We start from the raw sequence: 17,530 nt of genomic DNA on the forward strand, positions 1-17,530 counted from the left end.
CCCCTACGTCTTCCGCGCGTGCAGCAGCAGGATCGACGCCAACTGCGGTCTGGCACAGGCCAGTCGGTCGAGCGCGCGCAGCGGTCGCGGCACCCCGTGGAAGGGAGCGCCTTTGAGCCCTACGACCGTGAAGCCGGCCGCCGTCACGAACTCCCGCAGCGCACGCGGGGTGTAGAGCCGCAGATGCCCGACGACCTCCTTGCCCGGGCGGCCGTGGATCGCGTGCAGGCTCACCTCCGAGAACACCGGCTGCACACCGGCGAGCAGCAGGGCGCGGTTGTACCAGGCGGCCAGGTTCGGTGTGGACAGCATGAGATGGCCTCCCGGTCGCAGCACCCGACGGATCTCCGCGAGGGCCGTGTCCGGGTCGACGAGATGCTCGACCACCTCGCTGAACAGCACGGCGTCGGCGACGGCCGACCGTAGCGGCAGTGCGGTGAGTTCACCGCGGACGGTGTACGGCAGACGGGTGCGGGCGCGGGTGAGGGCGTCCTGGGACCAGTCGACGCCGACGATCCGGTGGCCGGTGAGGAGGGGCGCGGCGGTGGCGGCCGCGGTGCCGTCGCCGCAGCCGATGTCGAGGACGGTACGGGGCCCTTCGGCGGCCGGGCCCAGCGCGGTGGCCAGGACGCGGGCCTGGCGGAGGGTGCGGGAGGGGCCGGAGGCGACCGGCACGGCGGGGTTCTCGTAGAAGTCGCGGAGGCCGGGGTGGTGCGGGGCGGTGGTCGTCATGCCTGGTTCTCCTCCGTCGTGTGCAGATAGTGCTCGAACAGGTCGCGGAGGTGGGCGCCGTCGCCGGGGCCGAGGAGGGTGCGGGACCAGCGCAGGGCAACGTGGAGCCGTCCTGCGGTGGACGCGGTCGTCACGGTGAGGCCGCGCGGCATACGGGCCGGGGCCGAGAACCACACGGCGTGCGCGCGGCCCGCCGTTTCGCCGAAGTCCAGGGAGTACGGGATACGGCCGATGTTGCTCAGCAGCGTCGTCGAGGTCCAGGGCGCTGCCGCCCTGCGCAGACCCCGGGTGAGGGTGGCGCGCCAGGCCACAGGGACGACGGGAGCGGTCAACAGGGCCGCGCCGTGGCCGAGTTGGGGGCGGGGGAGGGACTTGAGGGCGCGGGTGCGGGTCGCTGTGCGGTGGAGGAGTTCGCCCATGCGGTGGTCGGGGGCAGTGGCGTTGGTCAACTCCTCGGGGGAGAAGGTGACTTCGACCAGTCGGGTGCCGTTGCCTATGGGCATGTCCGTGCCTCGGGAGCGGTCGTCCACGGGCATCGTGATGCGCATCGGGCGGGGGCGCTGGCCGTGTTCGCGGTTCCAGTGGGCGATCATCAGGGCCGTCGTGACCATGAGTTGGTCGTTCACCGTATACGGGGACCCCTTGGGGCGGTGCGGGACGGGGAGTTCGGCGAGGACCATGCCGTTGCCGCCGGGGGAGTGGTCCGGGGTGCCGGGGGCCACCCGGGCGGGCGGGGTCCATACGGAGGGGGTGTCGGTGGGGGGTTCCGGTGAGTCCGGGGCGCGGGTCGGTGGGGCGGTCGGGGCGTTGGCGTGACCGCTGTACAGCTGCGCAGCGGTGGCGAGGATGCGGAGGCAGGCCGGGCCGTCGAGGGCGGTGTGGTTGACGGTGAGGACCAGGACGGTTCCGGTGCCGGGGGATGTGCCATGGGGGAGGCTGATCGCTTCGAGGCGGATGGGTGGGGAGGCGGTGAGGGGAGGGGTCTGGTCCAGGGCGCGGGTGCGGGCTTGTTTCAGGGCGTCTTGGGTCGGGGGTGGGAAGGTCACCACCTCCACGTCCGGGGACTCGGTCAGCTCCCATTCGTAGCGGCGGCGGTACCAGGGGCCGGGGGCCTCGCGCATGAGGATGCGGGGGTGGTGGTGCAGGGCATCTGCGAAAGCTGAGCGGAGTCGTCCCGGGTTTAGTGGGCCTGGGAGGTGGACCTCGATGTGGACTGTTTCCGGCTCGGTGGATTGGTGGCAGTGGCGGGCTATTTCGTCGACTGTGGGGAAAGGGATGCGGGTGCTGGCGGGGGGTTGGGCGGGGTGGGCTAGGGCGGTCATTGGGTTTGGTTCCTCGGGTGCGGTTGGGTGGGGGGTGGTTGCGCAGTTCCCCGCGCCCCTAGGGAGGTGGCGTTGGGCGGTGTTGGGTTGTCGCCGTGGGCTGGTCGTGCCCCCGCCCCTGGGCCCCGCGCGGAGATCGTGGGGCCGGACTCCGGCGCCACGGGCCATTCGCCCATCGCACTGGCACCTCGCTCCCGCTGAGGCAAGTCCGGCGTCGGGTCCGGAGGGTCTGAGTCCGGGTCCTGCCACTCCCTCACGCTCACCAAGCCCGCGAACAACCCGATCAGTGCCAGGAGTTGGGCCGTGTGGCTGAAGGCGCCCTCGCCTTCGCCCACTGGGGAGCCGGCGCCTGTCGCTGCCACGATCCCCGCGCCCGCCAAGGCCACGAACGAGATCGGTACGAGCAGCGCGTGGCGGCGGTAGGCCAGCAGTGCCAGGGCCGGGACCAGGAGGGCGAGCCAGCCCGCGATCACCGCGCCGACCAGTGTCAGCGCCACCGTGCCCAGCCACAGGCCCGGTGGTGGTGGGGGTGGTTGCAGTTCGTCGGGGTTGGGTTCGTGGCGGCGCCAGATCACCAGGGCGAGGAGGACGGCCAGGGCTGCTCCGCTGCCGATGAGGCCGGCCTCGTAGGTCGTTGCCGGGGTGTAGGAGAGCTTGATCGTGCCGCCCGCGCCTGCGGGGACGCGCCAGCCCTGTTGCCAGCCGTCGAGGCGGACCGGGGACAACTCCTTGCCGTTCAGGGTGGCTTTCCAGCCGTCGTTGTAGTTCTCGTAGGTGGTGAGGTAGGAAGCCGCGCCCGCGCCTGCCTCCACCTCTCGGCGGTCGCCCAGCCAGTCCTGGATCGTCAACTTGCGGGCCGCGGTGGTGGGTTCGGTGACTGTGCCTCGGGTCAGCGTGATGTCCGTGAGTTGCAGGGGGCCCGCGTCCCCGGCCTCCACCCGGTGCGATCCCGACGTCAGCTCCAACGCCGGGTCGCCTTTGCCCTCCTGACAGAGGGTCACCTCTACGGCTCGGCGTTCGGTCAGGGCCCTCACCGTTCCCGTCACGCTTGTCTGGTACAGCTCGCCGTCCACCGACACCACCGGGCCCTTTCCGCAGGGCAGTGTGAAGGTGCGGGTGGGGTCCGGTTGGGGGGTGCGGTACTGGTCGAGGGCCGGGATGTACGCCTCGGTCAGGCCTACCGGGAGTTGGAGGTTCTCGTCCGCCACCGGGTTGTGGAGGGTGAGCGGGGCGGTCTTCGTGACGGTGATGTCGAGGTGGTCCGTGGTGATCGGGTCGAAGCGGGCCACGCCGTTCTCGTCCACGCCGGCGATCGTCGCGCCGTCGGGTGAGGTGATGTCGACCTCGGTCGGGCGGGTCGACAGGCCGCCGGCCGGCGCCAACACCACTTCGCCCACTGCCTGTTTGCCGGTCCAGGTGAGGTGGATCGTGGGGCGGTCGCCCGCTACCCAGCCCGTCGTCAGGTCTCCGTCCGTGAGGTTGCGGGCGGAGAGGCCGGCCCCCAGCGCGGCCGTGGAGTCCGCCGTCGCGGTGATGCGATGTTGTTGGGCGGGGGCCACCTCGTAGAGCAGCTTGTCGAGTTGCTCGCCGGGGATCGCCACCGCGCTCGCCTTCATCGCGTACGTTCCCGCTGTCGACGTCGAGAACGTGCGGTGCAGGCCCGCCTCCGTGCCCGTGGGGGAGAGGCCGGTCGGGTCGGCCGCGCGGTGCAGGGAGATGATCTCGGCGGCCGCGTCGGAGTCGTTCGCGTCGGTGGGGAGCTTGAGGAGCCGGGTGACCTGGACGTGCGGCAGGGTGATCTCGGAGAAGCCCGCGCCGGTGAGACCGGTGCGGCGGGCCACCGAGTCGACGATCGTCAGCTTCATCCAACTCGTTTCGCCCGGTGGGGATTTGATGGTCTGGGTCGTGCCGTTCGGCTGGAGGTGGCTGGTCGCCGTTCCCCTCTCCGTCTGCACCCGTACCTCCGTGGCCGCCGCCCGCACGCTCTCCTGGGGGAGCGGGGTGACCTTGAAGGAACTCGGCATGTCGTACGACCCGCCCGCGAAGCCGATCCGCAGCCACTGCCCGTTCGCCGAGCCCGCCGCACCCTCCGCCCACGCGGTGCCGGGGTCGTCGTCGAAGGCGTTCACCGGGTCGTACTGAGGGAGTTGGAACAGCCAGTTGCCGCTGGAGGACGCGGTCACCGATCGGGCGCCGCGCAACTGGGCGACCGTCTGGTGGGCGATGCCCTTCGTCGGCAGGATCTGCTTCGGCTTCTCGCCCGCGTCCTGGACCGCGTCCGGCGCGTTGCGTTCGTCGGGGGTGTACGTGTACGAGGTGTTGGCGTCGACCAGGCCGAAGCGGGTGTCCGCGCGGCGCAGTCCGTCGCCGACGATCTGGAGGGGAGCGGAGCCGAGGCCCGGGTGGTTGTCGCCCGTCAACACCGTTGCCCTGCCACGGAGTTCGGTCGCGAGGGGGAGCAGGGACTCGGGGCCGCCGGAGAGCACCGCCGTGTCGGCCACCGGCGTCAGGCCCGCCTGGCTGGGGCGTAGGACGTCCTTGCTCGTCGGTTCGTAGATCTCCACCGCGCGCTGTCGCGGGTACAGGCCCTCGACCTGGAGCGGGGTGTCGTTGGCTATCCGGCCGCCGGTCATGACCGGGCCGAGGCCGGTCACCCGTTGGTAGCCGGACTGTTCGAGGGTGCGTTTGACGGTGGTCGTCGGGACATAGCCGATCTGATCGGGGTCGAGGTCGTTGCGGACGACGACGTAGTAGACGCCCGCCCGGCTCAAGTAGTCGGCCAGGCCCGGGACTTCGCCGCCGCTGTCCAGCGCCTGCTCGACCGCGTCCATCGCGCGCCGGTTGCCGGGGGTGCCCATCGGGACGTAGTCCCGTTCCGCCCAGCGGGAGTCGGCGAGGACGTCCAGGGGTTCGTCGATGGGGGAGCCCCAGGTGTAGATGCCGTGCGCGGTCGCCGGGACGACCAGGGCGCGGGAGTCGGGGGAGTACTTGTGCAGCCAGTCCGCCGTGGACTGCCAGTACTTGGGGAGCTGCTGGAACGAACCCGGGTTCAGGATCGAGCCGTTGAGGTACGGCCAGGCCAGGCCGGGCAGGACGAGGATCACCGCGATCAGCGGGGCGAGCCGGCGGCCCCTGACCCGGCGGGCTCCGTGTGGCTCGGCGGCCACGCCCACCAGGTGGGTCAGGCCCAGCACGAGGGCGAGGGCGAGGCCCGCCTGGAACTTGTAGATGTTGCGGAAGGGGACGAGGGGGCCGTTCAGCCAGTCCTGCACCAGCCCGTGGAACGGCGCCCCGAACGCGCCGCCGTAGCCGGCGAACAGGATCAGCGCGACCGACACCGCGATCAGTACCAGCCAGCGCCGCTCGGGCATGTCCCGGCGGGCCAGTCCGGCGAGGCCAAGCCCGGCCGCCAGGGCCGAGCAGACGATCACGATCACCGAGGAGGCGACGGTCCAGCCGGCCGGTATCCAGGCCTCGCCCAGGTGCAGATAGGCGACCCAGTCGCCGGCTCCGCGCAGGCCCTCCGTCGCGGACATGGTGTCGGTCGTGGTCTGTGAAGTCTCCACGTACGGAAGGAAGTTCTCGCCGTAGACGCCGAGCATCAGCAGCGGGATCCACCACCACGCCGTCGCCAGGACCACCCCGGGCACCCACCAGGCGATCAGCTTGCGCTGCCGTGGTCCGGGTGTGCGGGAGAGGAGGTAGAGGCCGACCGGGAACAGGGACGCGAGGGTCGCCGCCGCGTTGACTCCGCCCATGAAGGGGACGATCAGCGCCGAGCGGAGGGCCGCGACGCGGGCCGTGTAGCGCTCGTTCGTGAGCGGCAGCAGGACCCAGGGGAGGAAGGCGCCGGGGAGTGCGGCGGCCGAGGTGGAGCCCACGACGATCGTGAACACCGGCCACAGCGCGTAGGTCACGGCGCCGAGGAGACGGGAGGCGGGGCTGCCCACGCGCAGCCGTTCGGCCAGGCGCAGCGCGCCCCAGAAGGCGACCGAGACGATCAGCGACAGCCAGAGGCGTTCCGCCAGCCACACCGGCAGGTGCACGGCGTGGGCCAGCCAGTAGAAGGGGAGCATCGGCCACAGGTAGCCGGCGTACTGGTCCTGGATACCGCCGAAGGAACCTCGGTCGTGCCACAACTGACCCAGATCCGACAGGAATTGGCCGGGGTCCACGGTGACGCCGAGCTTGGTGTCGAAGGTCTGGCGGCCCGGGTGCACGGCGAGGAACAGCACGAACAGCACGGCCCAGAACCCCAGCAGCCAGCGCCACGACCTCGGGCCCTCCGGGGGCCCTGCCAGGGTCGTGGTGGTGGGGTCGGCCGCCGGGGGCGGTGTCTGGACCGTGGTCGCCGTCATGGTGGACACCGCCGGAGGATGAGGAGGAGGTTCCAGGTGGCCAACTCCCTTATCCCGGGCGCCTTGACGACGGCTCGGTCCAGGAAGGGCCAGTAGCGGGAGCGCGCCGCGACGACCGTGACGTCGTCGCGGGCGCGGACCTGCCGCAGGGTGGTGCCGATGTGCACGGCGAACAGGTTCTCGCCGAGGGTGTGCTTGGCGGCCCGGCCGGTACGCCGCCGGTAGCGGGCGCGGGCCCGTTCGGCGCCGAGATAGTGCCAGGGCGCCCACTCGTGACCGCCCCACGGGGACAGCCAGTTGGTGAACGACACGTAGATCAGTCCGCCGGGCCGGGTCACCCGCGTCAGCTCGCTGAGGAACGTCTGCGGATCGGCCACGTGCTCAAGGACGTTGGAGGAGAAGGTCACATCGGCGACCCCGTCGGAGAGGGGGAGGAGGTAGCCGTCCGCGATGACCGTCCCGTCGGGCGGCTTCTGCCCCAACTCCCTTGTGTCCGGCTCGAAGAGGTAGGCGTGCGCGCCGCGCCGCCGGAACTCCTCGGTGAAGTAGCCGCTGCCGCCGCCGACATCGACGACGGTCCGGCCGGCGACCGGGCCGTGGTAGGCCTCGACCTGGTTGACGGCGTCGGTCGCGAGAAGCGAGTAGCAGGACTCCGGGTCGTCCTGTTCGTGCAGGAAGGCTCGGAAGAGCGCCAGCGACCTGCGTATCGAGGGGTCCTTGAGCCCGGTCATGGGGCCCAGCCCCTCACCGCCTCGGCGGCGACCGCACGGAACTGTCTGACAGTCCGGTGCCAGCGGTAGCGGGCCGCCCGGTCGCGCGCCGCCTTGCCCATCGCCTCACGGCGCTGCCCGGACAGGGCCAAGGTGCACCAGGCCGCCGCGAAGGAGGACTCCCCGCGGGCCAGCACACCCGTCTCGCCGTCCACGACCGAGTCGCGCAGCCCGGGTACGTCGAAGGCGATCGCCGGCGTCTCGCGGGCCGCCGCCTCCGTCACCACCAGGCCCCAGCCCTCCAGCGCGGAGGGGTGCAGCAACAGCCAGGCGGCGCAGAGCAGTTCGTGTTTCCGTGCTTCGGAGACATGGCCGGTGAACTCCACACCGGGCCCGGCGAGTCGCTCAAGGCGCTCGCGCTCGGGGCCGTCGCCGACGATCAGGAGCCGGCCGCCGGTGACCGGCCGCACCCGCTCCCACAGCCGGAGCAGCAGATCGATCCGCTTGTACTCGACGAGCCGTCCCACCGCCACGAAGAGCGGCTCGGCGGAGCGGTCGGCCCGGGGGCCCGGCTCCTCGACCCCGTTGTGGACGACCCGGATGCGGTCCCGTTGGACGCCGATGCCGCGCAGCGCGTGGGCGGTCGAGGGGGAGACCGCGACCAGCAGGCTCTGTTGCCGCACACCGGTCAGCGCCCAGTGTTCGAGGCGCCGGCCGATTCTCGCGGCCGGCGCCATCGGGCCGCTGAACCGCATCGTCCACAGATCCGTGTGGACGTGGTTGACCAGGCGCAGGGTCGGGCCGTGGTGCCAGACGGGAGCGAAGTAGGGCATGCCGTTGCACACCTCGACCAGCAGGTCGCAGTCACCGACCTGCCGGGTGAAGGCCGTACGGGCGTGCAGGAAGTGGCCGTAGGCGCTGCCCGCCGACACGACTCTGTAGTCGCGGTAGGCGGCGGGGCCGCCGCACAGCAGGGTGACCTGGTGGCCGAGTCCGGTCAGACCCTCGGCCAGTCTGTCCACGAGGAGTTCGGAGCCGCCGGCCGAGGGGTTGCCGAGGTCCCGGTGGGCGAGGAAAACGATGCGGCGCGGCTGTGGCACGAGCGCCGGGGGGTGCTGCGCGACCTGCGCGTACGTGGCGCGCTGGGGGTCCCCCCGCCCGAGTGGATTCGAAGGCGGGGGAGAGTAGGGCACGTGCTGGGGCATGGGTGCTCCAACTCGTCTCGGGGTGCGGAACTCTGTGGGGGTGAAGGGCGGGCCAGGGCGGGCTCGGTGGGGGGTTCTGTGGACGGGCTGTGCTCGGGTGGGGTGGACAGTTTTCGCCCCGGCGTTCCTGACGGCTACTCACCCGCATGACAATTTCCGGGGTTATTAGAACTGACGTCACGTCACATTGTGGGCGGATACCCGGATGAAGCGGGTGATTCAGGTCGTCGCCGCCCGCGGAGGACCAGAACGCCGCCGAGCACGGCCAGGACGCCTCCGGCCACAGCTGCACCGATGGGCAAAGCCTGCCCCACCAGGCGCAGTTGACCGCTCTCCCGCTTGGCCAGTTTCACCTGTTCCCGCTGGGTGGCGGTGGTGAAGGCGAGCTTGTCGGCGTCCAGGAGGAGCACCGCGTCGTACGCGTGGCCGGGGGCGCGCAGGGTGCGCCGGGGCCCGGTCCGGGCGTAGATCACCCGGCCGGTGCGCTGGTCGACGACCAGCTCGATGCCGTGGTTCGAGTACCACTCCTCGGCCAGGATCTGAGGGGACTTGGGCTGGTCGACGAGGCTGCCCGGGACCAGCCGGGTGCCGATCTTCGTGGGCGGGACCGTGCCCTTGAAGACATAGCCCGAGTAGCCCTGCACCTTCCTGGTCCCCGAGTAACGCAGAGTCACCGTGTCGTCAAGGGAGTTGTCCCACCACTGGTACGGCTGTTTCCGCACGTCGAACGGGAACTTCAGATAGGCGTCGCCCTCGAAGTACGGGTTCTCGTGGCAGCAGTGCACCGGCTTGTTCGTCCTACGGTCCGTGACCCACCGGTTCGGGAAGAACTCCAGCGCGTCGTGCGGATCGGCGGCCGGCAGCGACTTGTCGGTGTCGACGGTCGTGGTCACGTCCCACACCGCGTCCCCGCTCTTCTCGCTGTCCGCGACATCGCCCCGCACCTGCTGGGTGACGGTGATCCGCTGGTCGTCGACGGTCTTCAACTCGCCGGTGTCGAAGTAGCTTCCGGTGCCCCGGTAGACCGCGGTGGTGTCGATGTCGATCGGGGTCACGGCGGCCCGGGGCTCGACGTACCACGCCAGCATCGGCGCCAGGACCAGCAGAAACGTGCCAAGTCCCAGCAGGATCAAGGAAATTGGAGAGGCTGTACGGCGCATCCGGACACTCCAGTGGGATGTGGTGACGGAGTTCGGCCGGCCCTTGGGCCGGGAACCGTAGGCGCCCCTTGACGGAGTGTCAATGTCTGCCGACACTGGGGCCGACGGGCAGGGGCGGGACGACCCCGGGACAGCACCTCGGGGCAGAACCTCAGCACAGAGAGGCCGACCCTGTGATGTCCAGACTGCTCGTCGCCGCGCTCACCATGGCCCTGGCCGCCGCCCTCGCCGTGGGGGCCGCGTTCGGCATCGTGGCGCTGCTCGACGCCAGGCCCGACCAGCCGAACACCCCGCTGATCACGTACGAGCAAGCGGGCCAGGGGAGTTGACCCCGTGGCCGCTCGACCGGCGACCGTGACCCAGCGTTCGGCGTGGTTCGACGTGCCCCGGCTCCAGGTGCGCGAGTTCGCCGCGATCGCCATGGCCGAGGCGCCCGCGCTCGCCGAGGAGATCCTGCGCGAGATCCGCCGTGAGCACCCCCAACTGCCCCTGGTCCTCGACGACTCGGGCGAACCCATGGCCTTGGTCGGGATCCGCCGTGCCATCGAGGTCTTCGTCCAGCACCTGGAGACCGCCGAGGGCCGCCCGACCGTACCGCCGGGCGTCTTCCAGGAGTTCGGGCGCGGCGAGGGCCTGCACGGCCGTAGCCTCGACTCGCTCCAGGCGATCTACCGGATGGGCGTACGGCTCGCCTGGCGGCGGTTCGCCGAGATCGGCCAGCGCGTCGAGATCCCGCCGCCCGCGATGTACGAACTGGTCGACGCGGGCTACGAGTACCTCGACGGCCTGGTCGACCAGTCCGTGCGCGGCTACGCGGAGGCCGCCGCCCGGCAGGCGGGCGAGCGGCTGCGGCTCCAGCGGCGGCTCATGGAACTGCTCCTGGCCGAGCACCACCGCGGCGACCCGGCCGAGGCCCTCGCCGAACGCGCCGCCCGCATCGGCTGGCCGCTGCCCGAGAAGGTCTCCGTCGGCGTCCTGATGCGTCCCGCCCCCGAGGCGGTCGCCCCCGCCGTGGGGCAGGAGGTCCTGCTCGACATGGAGTACGAGCTGCCCCGCATGGTCGTCCCCGAACCGGACGCGGCCGGCCGCCCCGAACTGCTGCACCGGGCGCTGACCGGCTGGGCCGGCGCGATCGGGCCCCCGGTGCCGCTGGCCGACGCGGTGAAGTCGGCGCGCTGGGCCGAGGCCGCCGTAGGACTGATGGAGCGGGGGCTGCTGCCGGCGGGCGGTGTCCTGTACTGCACCGAGCACACCGAGGCGCTGGTCCTGCTCCAGCCCGAGGAGCTGATCGACGATCTCGGGCTGCGGATCCTGGCCCCGCTGGAGCACTGCGGGCCGACGCACGGACGGCGGCTCGCCGAAACGTTACTGGCCTGGCTGGAGACGCGGGGCGGGGCGCCGGAGGTGGCCGCACGGCTCGGTGTGCACCCGCAGACCGTGCGCTACCGGCTGCGTCAGATCCGTGAACTCTGGGGCGGCGAGATCGACGATCCCGACCGGCGTTTCGAGCTCGAACTCGTGCTGCGGGCCAAGCGGTTGCGCGGTGAACTGGGCGATCCGAGAGCCGGCCGGTAGTCGAGCGGTCACCCGACCATTGCCCGGGCACCCCGCTATGGCTAGCCTGTGTTCGTTATCCCGATCGCCAGTTGAAATTTCGAACATAGCCATCCGCAGACACCTAGAAGGGGGCCGGTTGTGGGACGCCTCGTACCTGCCGTGACCCGGGCTCTCGACATTCTTGAGCTCTTCCTCGACGGGGACGGGACGCTCTCCGCCCCCGACATCGTGCGCAAACTGCAACTGCCGCGCACCACCGTGCACGAACTGGTCACCACGCTCTCGGCCCGCTCGTACATCGTGCCCGTGCCCGGACAACCCGGACGTTACCGGCTCGGTGTCCGTCCGTACCAGCTCGGGAGCAGATACGCCGAGCAGCTCGACCTCGCCGCCGAGGGCCAGCAGGTCGCCCGGTCCGTCGCCGAGACCTGCGACGAGACCGTGCATGTGGCCATCCTCGAAGGCACCGACGTCATCTACATCGCCAAGGTCGACTCCACGCACGCGGTGCGCATGGTGTCGGCGGCCGGCCGTCGGCTGCCCGCCCACTGCACCTCCGTGGGCAAGATGCTCCTGGCCTCCCTCCCGGAGCCGGAGCTGACCTCCCGCATCCCCGTCGACGCGTCGCTGGCCGCGATGACGCCCAACAGCATCGTCGAGCCGGACGCCCTGCGCGCGGCCCTCGCGGAGATCCGGCAGCGCGGGATCGCGGTCGAGAACCGCGAGTCCAACCCCGACGTCTCCTGCGTCGCGGCCCCGGTCCGGGACCGCACCGGCCAGGTCGTCGCCGCGCTCTCCATCTCCGTCCCCATGATCCGCTGGAGCGACGAGCGCCGGGTAGAACTGGAACAGCTCGCCGCGAAGGGCGCCGCCGAGCTGTCGGAGCGACTCGGACACCGGAGTGTGGGATGACGTACGAAGTGGCGGTACGGACCGAGGCGACCCTCGGTGAGGGGCCGACGTGGGACGCGGCGGCCGGACGGCTGATCTGGATCGACGTCCTCGGCTCCCGGGTGCACACGTACGACCCCGCGTCCGGCGCCCGGACGGTCCGGGTGACCGAACAGCACGTCGGCGCGGCCAAGCCCCGCGTCGGCGGGGGACTCGTCCTCAATCTCCGGGACGGCATCGGGCTGGTCGACGTCGACGGCGCCTTCCGGTGGCTGCACCACGAGCCGGTGCCCGGACGGCGCGCGAACGACGCGGCCGTGGCGCCCGACGGCGCGCTGTGGGCGGGCACGATGCGCTACGACGAGGCGCCCTGCGGCGGCACGCTGTCCCGGGTCACCGGGGACGGCTCGGTCGAGCTGGTCCTGGACGACGTGGCGGTGAGCAACGGCACGGGGTGGAGTCCGGACGGGCGGCTCATGTACTACGTCGACTCGCCCACCCGCCGGATCGACGTCTTCGAGTACGCGGACGGGCGGGTGGCCAACCGGCGGCGGTTCGCGGAGATCGAGTCCGGGGCGGGGTCTCCGGACGGGTTGACCGTTGATGCCGATGGGTGTGTGTGGGTGGCGTTGTGGGGTGGGGGTGCGGTGCGAAGGTATTCGCCGGACGGGGAGTTGGAGCGGGTGATTCCGATGCCTGTGCCGTTGGTCACCGCGTGTGCGTTCGGGGGTGCGGATCTGACTGATTTGTACGTGACTACTGCTCGGGTGGGGTTGGAGGCGCCGCATCCTGTGGCTGGGTCGTTGCTTGTTGTCCCGGGGGCGGGGAAGGGGTTGGCGCAGGCTGCCTTTGCTGGGTGAGGGTGGGTTTTGGGGCGCAGGCCCGTTGGTGCTGGCCGCGCCCACGCGGCGGAGCCGCATATAGATACAGCCCCGCGCCCCTAAAAGACAAAAGACAAAAGCCTTACAGGCCGGCCAGGGTTTCTCGTTCCGCCGGGGTCAGGGGTGGGCCTGAAAGAGGCGGCAGCGCGGGGCCGTTGAGAGCGGCCAGCAGTGTGCCGGGGCGCATCAGGGTGGAGGCGTTCGCCTCCATGCTGGTGACCGACGCCAGAGCCGCTGCCGCCGGGTAGGAGCCCGTCGCCGCCTTCAGCAGGCGGCGGGAGTAGCGGGTGATCAGGCGGTCGGCGCCGGTCGGCTCGGGGCCCCTCGTCTCGGGGTACCAGATGTCCTGGCCGACCGCCATCGCCCAGGCGCCCTCCACCGGGGCCGCGACCCCGCGCTGCGCCTTCGCGGCGAGGCCGGGGGCGGTGAAGCCCTCGGTCTCCAGTTCGCGGGAGAGGACCTGCGCGCCCAGTGCGGCCACCGACATGCCTTGTCCGTAGGCCGGGTTGAAGGTGGCGAGCGCGTCGCCGAGGACGACCAGGCCGTCGGGCCAGTCCCGGACCTTCTCCAGGTAGCGGCGGACGTTCTGGGTGCTGCGGCTGGTGTGGACGTCGGTGAGGGGTTCCGCGCCGGAGACCAGGCGGCCGAGGATCGGGTCGGGCAGCTCGCGGATGTACTGGAGGAAACCGTCCGGGTCGGCGGGCGGTTCGGCGCCGCGCGTGCCGGCGAGGCTGACCATCCAGCGGTCGCCCTCGATGGGCAGGACCATGCCGGCGCGGCCGGGCCGCTTCGCGTACGGGTCGGCCTGGAGGATGGTGAGGGGGAAGTGCTCGGCGCCTTCGGGGCGTTGGTAGATCCGGGTCGCGTTGACGAGGCCGGAGTCGACGATCCGTTCCTCGACGCCGGTCACCCCGAGCGCCTCAAGCCAGCGCACCACCCGGGAGCCGCGGCCGCTCGCGTCGACCACGAAATCGGCGTCAAGTTCCTGTCTCCCGGCGTCCGTTGAGATGAGGACACCGGTCACGCGGTGGGCGTCGCCGAGGAGTTCCAGGCCCTGCGCCCGGCGGATCTCCGTCTTCGTCCCGGCGAGTACGGCCTCGCGCACCACCCAGTCCAGCAGCGCCCGGCTGCACGTCAGCATCCGGGGGCCCTCGTGGCGCCAGCGGCGCAGCCAGCCCTCGGGGGTCAGCGCCAGCATGCCCGAGCTGAGGGATATCTCGTGGGCGCCCGCGGTGAGCAGCCGTTCGCGCACGCTCCCGCCGGGCACGAGGTCCTCCATCGCGGCCAGGCCGCCGGACATCAGCAGATGGGCGTGGCGCCCTTGCGGGAGCCCCTTGCGGTGCTCAGGACCCTCGGGCAGCTCGTCCCGGTCCAGCACGATCACCTCGTCCGTGTGGACGGACAGGGCGGCGGCGGCCAGCAGGCCGGCCAGTCCGGCACCGACGACGACAGCTCTCCGCGGCATGGGGCTCCTCAAGTCAGCCAGGAAACACGGGTGTTCGGCACCGGTGGATCAACGGGGGGTGGCCTTCACCGTACTCTGCGGTACGGCCGCGGCGAGGCGCGACCGGGCGAGTGCCCGCGCCAACTCGACCAGCCCGCCGGTGTCGGAGACCTCCGTGGCGTAGAGGCGGTAGGTGCTCGGCGTGCCGAAGGGCTCCTCGCGGGCGGCGGCGCGGCGGGCGGCGTCGGCCACCATCGCCGCCTCGGCCGCGACCCGGGCCTCGTGCGCGGAGCGGCCCTCGTGCAGGGCGGCGTCACGGGTGCGCTCGCGGACCCGGTCGTCGAAGTAGGGGGCGAGGGCCAACAGGCCGTCGTGTATGGACACTTCACGCCAGTGCAGTCGCATCCGGGGAAGCTGCCAGAGCGCGCTGGGCGGCTTCGGGGCGATGGACGCGAAGCGGACCTCCGACCACAGCGGGCCCAGCCCGCGCAGGGCGCCCAGGTCACGCCAGTGTGCGCGGGCGGCCGGCAGCAGCCTCGGCATGGCGAACCCCGCGGAACAGGTCAGCGCGGCCAGCGAGGCCATCGGCGGGGCGATACCGGTGGACAGGAAGTCCAGGTCGTGACCGGTCCAACGGGCCACCACCGCCGTGTACTTGACGAGCTGGAAGCCGACCACGTCCAACAGCGTGCCGACCAGGATGAGTTGCAGCCCGGTCCGCAGCAGCCCGGTGACCTCCCGGGCCCAGGTCACGCACACCGTGCACATCGCCAGGGTGGCCGCGCTGTGCCCCAGCAGATAGAGCACGATCATCTCGCGCATGTAGGGCGTGTTGGCGTAGTACGTGTCGAGGTCGGTGAGCCGCTCGGTGCTCGGGTCGGCCAGCGTGAACAGCACCACGATGGCGACGATCAGCGCGCCGTAGGCGGCCATGCTGCGCAGCACCATGCGGCGGATCCGGGCGGGGGAGCCGCCCCGCCAGTGGATCAGCAGGACGAGCAGCGAGCAGCTGTAGGCGGAGAGCATGCCGTAGGTCAGCGGGGCGCCGAAGTTGGGGATACCGGTGAGGTTGTTGACCGCGCCCAGGGTCAGCGGTGCCGAGCAGACCAGGACCAGGGAGCCGAGGACGATCGCCGCGCAGGTGGACACGGTCAGCGGGTCGCGGGGGAGGCTCAACGGGTGGCGCAGCAGGACGGTGCACGAGAGCCCGAAGACGGCGGCGGCGAGGTACACCATGAGGCTCATGCCCGGGTGCTCCCTTCCGTCGTGCCTGCGTGGACCCGGGCGGCGGCGACGAGCGGGGACCGGGTCAGCGCGTCGGCGATGTGCACCAGGAGGGCGGTACCGGGGGCCGGGTCAGGGAGCCGGTCCGGTGCTTCCGCCGGCGCGAGGCGCGGGTCGCTGTCGCGCTCCTCGGTCACCGCCGCGGCGACGACCGCCGCCCACGCGGTCGCCTCGGCCCGCTCCGCCCCGCCCGTGGTGCGTGCGGCTGCCTCCAGCGTCCGCTCGTACAGGGCCCGGTCGAAGAACGCGTCCAGGTGGCCGAGCGCGTTGTGGATGCTCGTCTGCCGCCACACCAGCCGGGTCGCGGGGGAGGCCCAGCGCGGCCGGGGCAGCCGTAGCGCACGGCGGGTGAGGAGTTCGTCCAGCTCGTGTTCCAGCGGTTCGAGCCGGGCGTACGTCCGCCGGGCCCGCCGCCGCTCGGTCAGCCGGGGGCCGCCCAGCGGGATCAGCACACCGATCACGATCAGGACCGCGCCCAGTCCGGCGGCGGCCGGGGAGACGGTCGTACCGAGCCTCGTCCAGTCCCGTCCGCACCAACGGGCGATCACCGCCGCGAACTTGGTCACGCTGTACCCGGCGCCGAACAGCGAGCCGACGCCGAGGGTGACCAGCCCGGCGCGGAGCCAGCCGTGCACCTGCCGGGCCCAGCGCAGCGAGGACACCGTGGTGACACTGACGGCGGCGAGATGCCCGGCCAGGTACAGCACGATCATCTCGGCGGTGAACGGCGTGGTCGCGTAGTAGGTGTCGAAGTCGGTGCGGCGCTCCACGGGGGTGTGGCCGAGCGCGAACGTCACGGCGATGCCGACCAGGACGAGGGCGTAGGCCACGATCCAGCGGCGGGCGGTGCGGTGGACGTGCGGGCCGCCCCGCCAGTAGACGATCAGGACCTGGGAGGACGCGCTGTACGCGGTGATCGACGCGTATGTCAGCGGCGCGGCGAGGTTCGGGATGCCGCTGAGGTGGTTGATGGCGCCGACGGTGGGCGGCGCCCCGATGAAGAAGCAGGCCCCGGCCAGGCCGAGGAGCACACAGATGACACGGAGATAGGGGTCGCGCCAGTGGCGTATCAGATCCGGGGCCTTCACCAGCATGCCGAGCCACAGCAGGCCGCAGCTCAGGTAGTTGATCAGGCCGCTCATTTTCTGGTCCCGCGGTAGTTGAGGGCGGCGCCGATGCGTCCGGCGACACCCTGCTGCGTCCCGTCGTCGGCCGTGGCGGGGGCGTGCGCGGGGTCCGCCACGGCGGCGGCCTCCAGCCAGGGGCGCAGCCGTCCGCTCATCAACATGCCGAACCTGTCGGCCTCCTGCTCGTCGGCGAGGCTGAAGTCGGTGCGCGCGGCGACGGGCCGGGGGCTGCCGTCGCCGGCCGGCGCGGGGAGGGGGTGGGCGTCGCGCTGGTGCATGTGCCACACCTCGTGGCAGAAGATCACGATCTGGTGCCAGGCGGCGGCCCGTTGGTCGATGACGATGACGTCGTAGCTGTCGCCCTCCAGCCACAGGCCGCTGGCGGTGTGCGGCGGGAACACCTCGCGGCGGACGACGACATCACGCCCCCGCCAGCGGACGACGGAGTCGACCAGCGCGTCGAAGAGGGCCTCGGGGTCGGCGGGGACCGGGACGCGCATGGGGTCGATGAGAGTACCGGCGAACCGCCGCATCTCCTTCTTCGTGCGCACCGCTGCAATATGCCAGGACATACGCCGACTCAGCCACCTCACCGTCGCCGCGAGAGCAGGATCCGGCCGCTTCCGCCGAACCGGCCCGGGCGGTCCGAGGTTACGCGCCCCCAACTGTCGACGTCATGTCGTCCGATGGCCGATGTGGGACCGGGAACGACCGCTGTGTCCGGAAATCGCCCCCGCCAATGAACCGTGCACTGTGTTCAACCCATTGACGCGGAAGCGCTTCGATTTTACGGTCCCGTTCGAAGTTGCGAGCAATATTCGGTATTTCGAACATTACGGGACTCCTACAGTGAGGGCAG

Annotated in this window: 14 protein-coding genes; 4 read left to right on the forward strand and 10 right to left on the reverse strand. The window is 71.6% G+C overall.

The window, feature by feature from the left end; genetic code table 11:
- Positions 1–3: 3 nt before the first annotated feature.
- The 6 genes from AB0M63_RS21580 to AB0M63_RS21605 all read right to left on the reverse strand — a co-directional run bounded on the left by AB0M63_RS21580 (position 4) and on the right by AB0M63_RS21605 (position 9,487).
- A complete protein-coding gene (locus AB0M63_RS21580; RefSeq protein ID WP_366020495.1) occupies positions 4–732 on the reverse strand; it encodes a class I SAM-dependent methyltransferase in 729 nt (242 codons plus the stop codon).
- Positions 729–2,054: a condensation protein gene (locus AB0M63_RS21585; protein ID WP_366020496.1), complete on the reverse strand. Its 1,326-nt coding sequence runs from the start codon at positions 2,052–2,054 to the stop codon at positions 729–731. The genes AB0M63_RS21580 and AB0M63_RS21585 overlap by 4 nt, the downstream gene beginning before the upstream one ends.
- On the reverse strand, positions 2,051–6,412 hold the full coding sequence (locus AB0M63_RS21590; RefSeq protein ID WP_366020703.1) for a DUF3367 domain-containing protein: 4,362 nt from the start codon (positions 6,410–6,412) through the stop codon (positions 2,051–2,053). Before AB0M63_RS21590 ends, AB0M63_RS21585 begins: the two co-directional genes overlap by 4 nt.
- Positions 6,409–7,143, reverse strand: coding sequence for a class I SAM-dependent methyltransferase (locus AB0M63_RS21595; protein WP_366020497.1), 735 nt, complete (start codon positions 7,141–7,143; stop codon positions 6,409–6,411). Before AB0M63_RS21595 ends, AB0M63_RS21590 begins: the two co-directional genes overlap by 4 nt.
- On the reverse strand, positions 7,140–8,327 hold the full coding sequence (locus AB0M63_RS21600; RefSeq protein ID WP_366020498.1) for a glycosyltransferase family 4 protein: 1,188 nt from the start codon (positions 8,325–8,327) through the stop codon (positions 7,140–7,142). The genes AB0M63_RS21595 and AB0M63_RS21600 overlap by 4 nt, the downstream gene beginning before the upstream one ends.
- Before the next feature lie 182 nt (positions 8,328–8,509).
- Positions 8,510–9,487: a DUF3068 domain-containing protein gene (locus AB0M63_RS21605; protein WP_366020499.1), complete on the reverse strand. Its 978-nt coding sequence runs from the start codon at positions 9,485–9,487 to the stop codon at positions 8,510–8,512.
- 176 nt (positions 9,488–9,663) lie between these two features.
- On the opposite strand from AB0M63_RS21605, the gene AB0M63_RS21610 reads away from it, so the two are divergent.
- The 4 genes from AB0M63_RS21610 (at position 9,664) to AB0M63_RS21625 (ending at position 12,795) form a co-directional block, all read left to right on the forward strand.
- On the forward strand, positions 9,664–9,816 hold the full coding sequence (locus AB0M63_RS21610) for a hypothetical protein (RefSeq protein WP_366020500.1): 153 nt from the start codon (positions 9,664–9,666) through the stop codon (positions 9,814–9,816).
- A 4-nt stretch (positions 9,817–9,820) separates the two neighbouring features.
- Positions 9,821–11,062, forward strand: a complete 1,242-nt coding sequence (locus AB0M63_RS21615) for a helix-turn-helix domain-containing protein (protein WP_355914269.1) — start codon at positions 9,821–9,823, stop codon at positions 11,060–11,062.
- 120 nt (positions 11,063–11,182) lie between these two features.
- A complete protein-coding gene (locus AB0M63_RS21620) occupies positions 11,183–11,956 on the forward strand; it encodes an IclR family transcriptional regulator (protein WP_355914272.1) in 774 nt (257 codons plus the stop codon).
- Positions 11,953–12,795, forward strand: coding sequence for an SMP-30/gluconolactonase/LRE family protein (locus AB0M63_RS21625; protein ID WP_355914275.1), 843 nt, complete (start codon positions 11,953–11,955; stop codon positions 12,793–12,795). Before AB0M63_RS21620 ends, AB0M63_RS21625 begins: the two co-directional genes overlap by 4 nt.
- Positions 12,796–12,898: 103 nt before the next feature.
- Here the strand turns inward: AB0M63_RS21625 and AB0M63_RS21630 are convergent, their stop codons facing one another.
- Genes AB0M63_RS21630 through AB0M63_RS21645 form a run of 4 tightly spaced genes read right to left on the reverse strand, consistent with a single transcriptional unit; the run spans position 12,899 to position 17,222 of the window.
- Positions 12,899–14,281, reverse strand: coding sequence for an FAD-dependent monooxygenase (locus AB0M63_RS21630; RefSeq protein WP_366020501.1), 1,383 nt, complete (start codon positions 14,279–14,281; stop codon positions 12,899–12,901).
- A 48-nt stretch (positions 14,282–14,329) separates the two neighbouring features.
- A complete protein-coding gene (locus AB0M63_RS21635; RefSeq protein ID WP_355914281.1) occupies positions 14,330–15,505 on the reverse strand; it encodes an MAB_1171c family putative transporter in 1,176 nt (391 codons plus the stop codon).
- Complete coding sequence (locus tag AB0M63_RS21640) at positions 15,502–16,686, reverse strand: MAB_1171c family putative transporter (protein WP_355914284.1); 1,185 nt, start codon at positions 16,684–16,686, stop codon at positions 15,502–15,504. Before AB0M63_RS21640 ends, AB0M63_RS21635 begins: the two co-directional genes overlap by 4 nt.
- Entirely contained in the window at positions 16,683–17,222 is a 540-nt protein-coding gene (locus tag AB0M63_RS21645; protein WP_366020502.1) for a toxin, read from the reverse strand. Before AB0M63_RS21645 ends, AB0M63_RS21640 begins: the two co-directional genes overlap by 4 nt.
- Positions 17,223–17,530 lie beyond the last annotated feature (308 nt).

Origin of the sequence: Streptomyces sp. NPDC051576 (genome assembly GCF_040681835.1) — a bacterium.
GTDB lineage: Bacteria > Actinomycetota > Actinomycetes > Streptomycetales > Streptomycetaceae > Streptomyces.